The organism is Pseudomonas sp. SDO5591_S426 (genome assembly GCF_054070755.1).
This window is the reverse complement of record NZ_JBSVXD010000223.1, coordinates 1-7,983: the sequence shown is the minus strand read 5'-3', so window position 1 is coordinate 7,983 and position 7,983 is coordinate 1. Positions and strand designations below refer to the sequence as shown.

Here is a 7,983-nt window from a genome sequence, read left to right as displayed (position 1 = left end):
TAGGAGCTGCCGCAGGCTGCGATCTTTTGATTTATGTCTCCCGCACCTCCACCAACTGCCCCAACCGGCTGCGCGTACGCGCCAGGTCAATCGCATCACCGTCCAGGCTTTCACGCAACGAGCGCTGGCCGAGCAGGATCAGGTGCTTGTCCTGATCGTACAGAACGTCCACCAGATTGATGAAACGTTGCTGGGCGGCAATCGAACAGTCCGCCAGATTGGGCAGTTCATCGATGATCCAGTGATCGAAGCGTCGGCACAATTCCAGATAATCCATGACCGCCGTGGGCTGATCGCACAAATCGCTGAAGGTAAAACCGATGGTGCGCCCTTCACAGTAGCGCGCCGGCAAGTGGCGCGTACCGACCGGCAAGGCAATGGCGGCGGCATCGGCGTCAGGCAGGTTGGAGGCCTGACGCTGCGCCTGCGTGGCGGGCCAGACGTACTTACCTTGAGTGAACAATTGCTGCGCGTGGGTTCTGACCTGACTGCGGTAGTCGTGCGGCCCGCCGACTTCCATCACCTGCATGCGCGCATTGATCAGGTCGATCACCGGTTTGAAGCGCGCATGGTACAGCGGATTGGGCAGCAGGCCTTCCGGTGGGTAATTGGAAGTGACCAGCAGCAGGATGCCTCGGCGGAACAATGCCTTGAACAGCCGCGTGATCAACATCGCATCGCCGATGTCATGGACGTGGAACTCGTCGAAACACAACACCCGGCAATCACGCAGCAATTCATCGAGGGTGGTCGCCAGAGCATCCGGCTGAGCGCGATGGCGGAACATCCCTTGGTGCAGGCAGGCAAAAAATTCATGGAAGTGCAGGCGTTGTTTTTCCGCCAAGGGAATAGCCTGGAAGAACCCATCCAGCAGCCAGCTCTTGCCACGGCCTACGGCACCATGCAGATAGAGCCCCGGCAGGGTTTTCGCCGCAGCCCCCGTCAACGTCGTGGCGTGTTGCGCCATGCAGTCGATCACGCGTTGCTGGCTGTGACTGAGGGTGTAGCCCTGGGCATGGGCCTTGTGGTGAAAGTAGTCGTGGATGAGCCGACCGGTCGCAGGCGCGGCCGAGGCTTTGCCGAACAGGCGGCGAAGTGACGGCCAGCGTGGTGTGAGACGTGAACGGTTGGGCGGTCGAACGGCCACTGGATGTCACCCCGTGATCTTCAGGCAGGCTCCCCGAGCTGCGGCGGCGTAGTGTAACCAGAGCGATGAATGTGCTTCCAGTTGTGTCGATGGAATACGGATGTAATTGGACGGAATACTGCGGTGTGTACAGCTTATATCCCGTAGCTGTCGAGGTTCTGGGCGGTGGTGGCACTATAAAATCACTGCTTTTCATGGATCCAATTATCGTTAGCTGACTGGCGATTTCCCGATGCATTGCTAACCTGACTTCTACAAGACACCCCTCAAAAGGAATGGGGCCGTGAATGGACGTGTGGTGTTGGCAGTCTTGGGCGCAGGGCTCAGTGCGACAGTATCGGCCGCCGAACTCCAGGTGGAGGTACGGGTCGATGTGCAGCGCGGCTGCCAATTGGTCGGGCAACAACGCAGCGCAGGAATCGAGCAACTGGGCGTGCTGGACTTCGGCAGCACCGCGCGTCTGGATGATCCTGCCGGGCCATTGAGCGCCGCGCTGATGAACGAGCGCTTGCCCCGGCTCGAATGCAACCCCGATACCCCTTATCAATTACGCGTGGATGGCGGCCTGCACGGCGGCGTCGGCGACGTGCGCTACATGGCGGCCGACGCCGAGCACAGCAAACCCATTCCCTATCGGCTGTATCAAGACCCGGCGCGGCGTATTCCGCTGGCGGTGGATGTGCCGATGAGCGGTCGCGTGCCGGACAGCGGCTCGGTGGATTTACCCTTGTATGCGCGCATCGAACCCTTGGCGGACATTGTGCGGGTCGGTCGTTATTCGGATCTGGTGAAGGTGACGGTGAGCTGGTGAGTGGATTGGCAGCAAACAATCTGGCGGAGCCCGATTGTGCAGGGAAGGAGGCGTTCGCGAGCGAACGACCGTGTGTTTAATCCTGAAGGAATTGGGATTGGTGTGATGACAAGCGAGTTTTGCAGGGTTATCGCCATAGGCGCACTGCTACTGACGGGCGGTGTCGCGCAGGCTGCAATCAGCGGGCAGATTCAGGCGCGGCTGACCCTCATCGCCGGTTGCGAAGTGACTAACGGGGCCAACCCCGACAGCCCGGTCGCCGACTTCGGCACCCTCGATTTCGGCCAGCAAGGCCCGACCTGGAACAACCCGATCAAAGCCAGTCTCGGCGACGAAGCCAGCGGCAAGCTGAACGTTGCCTGCAACCCCTCGGTCACCGGTTTCACCGTCACCATCGACGGCGGCACTCACGGCGACGGCACCACCCGGCGCCTGAGCAATGGCAGCCAGACCATCCCTTATCAATTGTTCCTCGATGCTTCCGGCAACCGCAGCTACAGCATCGGCCAACAACACAATTTCGCTGTTACCAGCGGGGCGCAGATACCGATTCCGGTATTCGGCTCGGTGGTGGCGAATACCCGCGCGCTACCGGCCGGTGTCTATACCGACACCCTGACGGTGACGCTCGACTGGTAACCCCGTAGAGGACGGACACCATGCGTACGTTTGCATCAAGGATCGGATTGTCATTGCTTGGCCTGACGCTGGCGTCCAGCGCAACGGCCGCCACCACGGTCACCGGCCAGATCACTTCCAGCCTGATCCTGACCAGCAGTTGTCAGGTCAACGGTGTCGGCGGTTCCACCAACCTGAACTTCGGCGCGCTGAATTTCGGCACCGCCAACAGCCTGTTCACCTCCGCCAGCGGCCAAGTGTTGGGTGGTGGCGGCGGGGCGCTGTCGATTCTCTGCTCCAGCGGCACCACGCCGACGGTCAAAGTCCGTGCCGGCGCCCATGACGGGCAATCGGCGGGCGGCACTCGTGCGCTGTATGACGGGGTTGCCAACTACGTGCCGTATGACTTGTACACCGATGCCGGGCACTCGCAGTTGCTGGCGATTGACGGCGTGATCAACCTCGCCCCCAGCACCGGGGTGGCGCAGACCGTGAACATCTACGGCCAGGCGCTGGGCAAGGCTGGTTTGCCTGCCGGCACTTACACCGACACCGTCGCCGTCGAACTGACGTTCTAGCGCCATGGCCCGCCATGCTTGTGCGGCGTTTCTGCTGCTGTGCGCAGGCAGTGTGCCGTTGCCGCTGGCGGCGGTGACCAGCCAGAGCTTCCAGGTCAGCGCCACGGTGACCGCCGGTTGCCTGGTGGTCGGCGGCGTTTCCAATTACGGCAGCCTGAATTTCGGCAGCCGTTCGGCACTGGCGACCGGCCCGGTTCAGGTGGCGTTGACCGGCGGGGTGAAGTTGCAATGCACGCCGGGGGTGACGCTGAACATGAGCGTCGATGGTGGTCAGTACAACAACGGCGGGCGACAGATGCAGCTCACCACCGGCAGCAACCGGGTGGCGTATCAGTTGTTTCGCGATGCGGCGTTCAGCCAGGTCTTGGGAATCGGCCAAAGCGTGGCAGTGGCGTACAGCGACGCAAACAACATCAGCCTGCCGATTTACGGTCAGGTGCAATTACCGGGCAATCAGCCGGGAGGAACCTACAGCGATGTGCTGCAAGTGCAGTTGTCGTGGTAACGGAGCGATTTGAACAAGGAGCAGGTGTATGTGGTTACCGGTTATGCGATGCACGTTGTCGGCGGTGCTGTTGCTGGGAGTGGCCAAGGTGCAGGCGGCCAGTTCGGTGCTGATCTGGCCGATCGATCCGGTGCTGGAGGCCGATCAACAGGCCAGCGCCTTGTGGCTGGAAAATCGCGGCAGCGAGACGGCCAATCTGCAGATCCGCGTGTTTGCCTGGAGCCAGAGCGGCTTCAGCGATCAATACCAGAATCAGCGCGACGTGATCGGCAGTCCGCCTGTGGCGAAGATCGAGCCGGGCCAGAAGCAACTGGTGCGCCTGACGCGAACCCGGGATGTTCCGCCGGGTCAGGAGCTGGCCTACCGGATCATCATCGATGAAATTCCCTCGGCGAAACCACCCCAGGCGGATGACGGCAAAACCGCGGCGGCGATTCGTTTCCAGATGCGCTACTCGGTGCCGTTGTTCGCCTATGGCGCAGGCCTGTGGAGCAAGGAAGACACCACCCGCCAGCGCGATCCGAAAGGCATCGGCCTGCCGAACCTGACCTGGCGCACGGTGGCCGTGGACGGCAAGCCCTATGTGGAAGTGCGCAACCAGGGCGCGGTGCACGCGCGGCTGACCGATGTGGCACTCAAGCAGGGCAGCCAGACCAAACCCTTGGTTGAAGGACTGCTGGGCTACGTGTTGCCCGGCGCCATCATGCGCTGGCCCGCGCCCGGTCCGGTTGCCGGCGAACCGGCGTTGCAGGTGCGGGTCAATGGCGCGTCGCAGGTGCAGAGTATTGCGCCAGCGCGATGAAGGCCGGATGAGGTAAAGGAGTCAACAGTCCAATGACGGACAAAAAGTAGTAATGAACCAGGGTTGGGCTCGCAGTGTTCAGCGTCCGTTGTGGGCCGTGGGTTGGGTGTGTTGCCTGGCGATCGTTCATCACGCAGAGGCCGGCGACCTGCCGCCTCCGCCCAGCGGCATGGAGGCTGTGGCCGATGCGCAGTTGTTTCTGGAGCTGGTGGTCAACCAGATGAACACCGGACGAGTCGTGGCGGTCGAGCAGCGCAACGGGCAGTTTTTCCTCCCGGCCAGTGCATTGCGCGATACCGGTATGAAACTGCCAGCAGACATCGGCACCGAAGTCGGCCTCGACAGCCTGCCGGGCCTGCACAGCGAGTACGACAGCAACGGCCAGCGTTTGCTGTTGGACGTGCCGCCGGACTGGTTGCCCGAGCAGTTTGTCGGCCGTCGCGAGGTCTACCCGCGCACTCCGGCCCTGAGCAGTTTTGGCGCGTTGTTCAACTATGACCTGTACCTCAATGACACCGATGATGCCGGTACATATCTCGCGGCATGGAACGAAGTGCGGCTGTTCGACAGCTGGGGCACTCTGTCCAATACCGGGCAATATCGCCGCACGCTGTCCGGTGACGAAGTCAGTACGCTGAGCAATGGTTACCTGCGTTACGACACTACCTGGCGTTACTCCGATGATGAGCGGCTGCTGACCTACGAGGCCGGTGATCTGGTCAGCGGTGCCTTGCCGTGGAGCAATTCGGTGCGTCTGGGCGGGGTGCAGTTTTCCAGGGATTTCGGCGTGCGCCCGGACCTGGTGACCTATCCCTTGCCGCAGTTTGCCGGGGAGGCGGCGGTGCCGTCGTCGGTGGACCTGTTCATCAACGGCTATAAATCCAGCAGCGCCGATCTGCAACCCGGTCCCTACACGCTGACCAACATTCCCTTCATCAACGGCGCCGGCGAAGCCGTAGTGGTCACCACCGATGCATTGGGTCGACAGGTCTCGACCACGGTGCCGTTCTACGTCACCAGCAGCCTGCTGCAAAAAGGCTTGAGCGACTTCTCGGTGGCCGCTGGCACCTTGCGCCAGGATTACGGCCTGCGCGATTTCAGTTACGGCCCCGGCGTGACGTCCGGCAGCCTGCGTTATGGCCTGAGCGACAACTTCACCCTGGAAAGCCACGCCGAAGCCTCGGACGCCCTGACCCTCGGCGGTGTCGGCGGCAATGTGCGCCTGGGCAATCTCGGCGTACTCAACAGCGCCATCAGCCAAAGCCGTTTCGACGGTGAAAGCGGTCAGCAGATGAGCCTCGGTTATCAGTACAGCAGCCAGCGTTTCAGTTTTTCCTGGCAGCGCCTGCAACGGCGCGATCAATACGCTGACCTGACGGTTGTCGACAACTCGTACACCACGCTCAGCACGCGCAGTGAACAGGCGACCCTGAGCGTGAATCTCGATACCTGGGGCAGCCTGGGCGCCGGGTATTTTGACGTGCGCGCGGCGGACGATTCGCGCACGCGCCTGCTCAACCTGACGTGGAGCAAACCGCTGTGGCGCAACAGCAGTTTTTACCTGTCGGCCAATCGCGAGATCGGCGACAGCAACTGGGCCGTGCAGGCGCAACTGGTGATTCCCTTCGACCTGCGCGGCAGCCTGGCCATCAGCAGCGAGCGCAGCAAGACCGGGCAAACCCAACAACGCGTCAATTACAGCCGAGCCGTACCGACCGAGGGCGGGGTGGGTTTCAATCTCGGTTACGCCAAGGGTGACGGCGCGGATTACCGGCAGGCCGACCTGACCTGGCGCCTGCAATCGGTGCAATTGCAGGCCGGTGTCTACGGCACCAGCGACGCCGAAACGCGTTGGGCCGATGCCAGCGGTTCGCTGGTGTGGATGGACCGCCAGGTGTTCGCCGCCAACCGCATCGACGATGCCTTCGTGGTGGTCAGCACCGATGGCTATGCCAATATCCCGGTGCGCTACGAAAACCAGCAGGTCGGCCAGACCGATCGCAACGGCCATTTGCTCGTGCCGTGGAGCAGTGCCTATTACCGTGGCAAATACGAAATCGATCCGCTGAATCTACCGGCCAACGTGCGCAGCCCGAACGTCGAGCAACGCATTGCGGTCCGCCGTGGCAGTGGCTATTTGCTGGAGTTTCCACTGAGCCGGGTGATCGCCGCGAGCATCGTGCTGGTGGACGCACAACAGCAGGAATTGGCCTTGGGCAGCGGCGTTTTGCACACACAGAGCGGCACGCAAACCGTGGTCGGTTGGGACGGCTTGGTGTACCTGGAAAACCTGCAGCCGCAGAACAATCTGCAGGTAACCCTGGCCGATGGCAAAACCTGCCAGGTACAGTTCGCGGTCGACATGAACCAGGATCAGATCCCGTTGATCGGTCCGCTGGTGTGTCAATGAACATGGCGAAGTGGCTGATGCTGCTGGCGCTATGGCTGCCGGGATCGGCGTGGGCCTTGTGCTCGGTGGTCAGTACTACGCCGGCGGGATTCGGTTCGCAGAGTTCGATTGCCGTGCGTACCACGTCGCAGCCCAGTTCCACGCTCAACGGTGGCTTGAGTTGTACCGGTTCGCTGCTGTCGTTGCTGACGACCAATGATCATTTTTATGCCACGATCACGTCGACCCAGAGCGGCTTGCGCGGACCCACCGGCGATGTCATCGGCTACACGATTTACGCCAACAACAGCACCAGTTACCCGCTGACCCGTGGCACGGCGTACGATTTTGCCCGCAACGGCATCATCGATGCCTTGGGTCTGCTCAACGGCACGGTACCGAAAACCGTGCCGCTTTACCTGCGCACGATCGTTGGCAGCAATGTCGCGGCCGGGGTCTACAGCGAAACCCTGAGCATTTTCTGGAGCTGGAATTACTGCTCCGGTATTGGCATCGGTGACATTTGCCTGGGGCGCGATATCAGCAGCGGCACCACCACGCTGACGGTGAATATGACGGTGGCGAATGACTGCACCATCACTGCGCCGAACATTGCGTTTGGCAGTGCGCCGGTGGTCAGTGCGTTTGCTCCGGTCACTGGGCAGACCATCAATCTGGCGTGTACCAAGGGCAGTGCGTATACCGTCGGGTTGGGGGATGGGCAGAATGCGGTCAGTGTTGGTGGGCGGCGACGGATGGTGTCTGGGGGGAATTATCTGGCTTACGATATTTTCAAAAGTGCCGGGGTGACTCGCTGGGGCAATGTGGGGAGTGCGCGGCGGGCGAGTACGGATGCCGAGGTTAATCCTGGGAATGGGTTGGGTACAGGGAGTCAGGTTTTTAATTACAACGCGAAGGTTTATACGGATCAGGTGACGCCGCCGGCGGGGACTTATCTGGATAGCGTTGTGCTTGATGTTGGGTTTTGACTTGGCGGCCTCTGGGCCGACCAGGTTCTTGGTTGATTGTGTACATATCCGTTGCTGCGGTGACGGCGGCTTATGGTTTCGCCCTTACCGCGAGTCCCTTTTGTCAAACGCCACAAAAGGAACCAAAAAGTCTCGCCCCTTACG

The 7,983-nt window shown here is 61.5% G+C and carries 8 protein-coding genes; 7 read left to right on the top strand and 1 reads right to left on the bottom strand.

The features are described from left to right. Window positions 1–31: 31 nt before the first annotated feature. A complete protein-coding gene (gene zapE, locus ACW9JC_RS26745) occupies window positions 32–1,147 on the bottom strand; it encodes a cell division protein ZapE (RefSeq protein ID WP_457458757.1) in 1,116 nt (371 codons plus the stop codon). 283 nt (window positions 1,148–1,430) lie between these two features. Between zapE and ACW9JC_RS26740 the strand changes: the two genes are divergently transcribed. The 7 genes from ACW9JC_RS26740 (at window position 1,431) to ACW9JC_RS26710 (ending at window position 7,839) form a co-directional block, all read left to right on the top strand. Beyond that, window positions 1,431–1,958 (top strand): Csu type fimbrial protein, encoded by a 528-nt coding sequence (locus tag ACW9JC_RS26740; protein ID WP_457458755.1) that lies wholly within the window; start codon window positions 1,431–1,433, stop codon window positions 1,956–1,958. A 105-nt stretch (window positions 1,959–2,063) separates the two neighbouring features. Next, on the top strand, window positions 2,064–2,597 hold the full coding sequence (locus ACW9JC_RS26735; protein WP_457458753.1) for a Csu type fimbrial protein: 534 nt from the start codon (window positions 2,064–2,066) through the stop codon (window positions 2,595–2,597). 20 nt (window positions 2,598–2,617) lie between these two features. Beyond that, window positions 2,618–3,154, top strand: coding sequence for a Csu type fimbrial protein (locus tag ACW9JC_RS26730; RefSeq protein WP_338581946.1), 537 nt, complete (start codon window positions 2,618–2,620; stop codon window positions 3,152–3,154). Window positions 3,155–3,158: 4 nt separating this feature from the next. Next, window positions 3,159–3,659: a Csu type fimbrial protein gene (locus tag ACW9JC_RS26725; protein ID WP_338581945.1), complete on the top strand. Its 501-nt coding sequence runs from the start codon at window positions 3,159–3,161 to the stop codon at window positions 3,657–3,659. 43 nt (window positions 3,660–3,702) lie between these two features. Then, window positions 3,703–4,461 (top strand): fimbrial biogenesis chaperone, encoded by a 759-nt coding sequence (locus ACW9JC_RS26720; RefSeq protein ID WP_445177320.1) that lies wholly within the window; start codon window positions 3,703–3,705, stop codon window positions 4,459–4,461. A 52-nt stretch (window positions 4,462–4,513) separates the two neighbouring features. Then, window positions 4,514–6,871 carry a fimbria/pilus outer membrane usher protein gene (locus ACW9JC_RS26715; protein ID WP_457458750.1) on the top strand — a complete coding sequence of 786 codons (2,358 nt, stop codon included), beginning with the start codon at window positions 4,514–4,516 and terminating at the stop codon, window positions 6,869–6,871. Next, complete coding sequence (locus ACW9JC_RS26710; RefSeq protein ID WP_457458748.1) at window positions 6,868–7,839, top strand: Csu type fimbrial protein; 972 nt, start codon at window positions 6,868–6,870, stop codon at window positions 7,837–7,839. The genes ACW9JC_RS26715 and ACW9JC_RS26710 overlap by 4 nt, the downstream gene beginning before the upstream one ends. Window positions 7,840–7,983 lie beyond the last annotated feature (144 nt).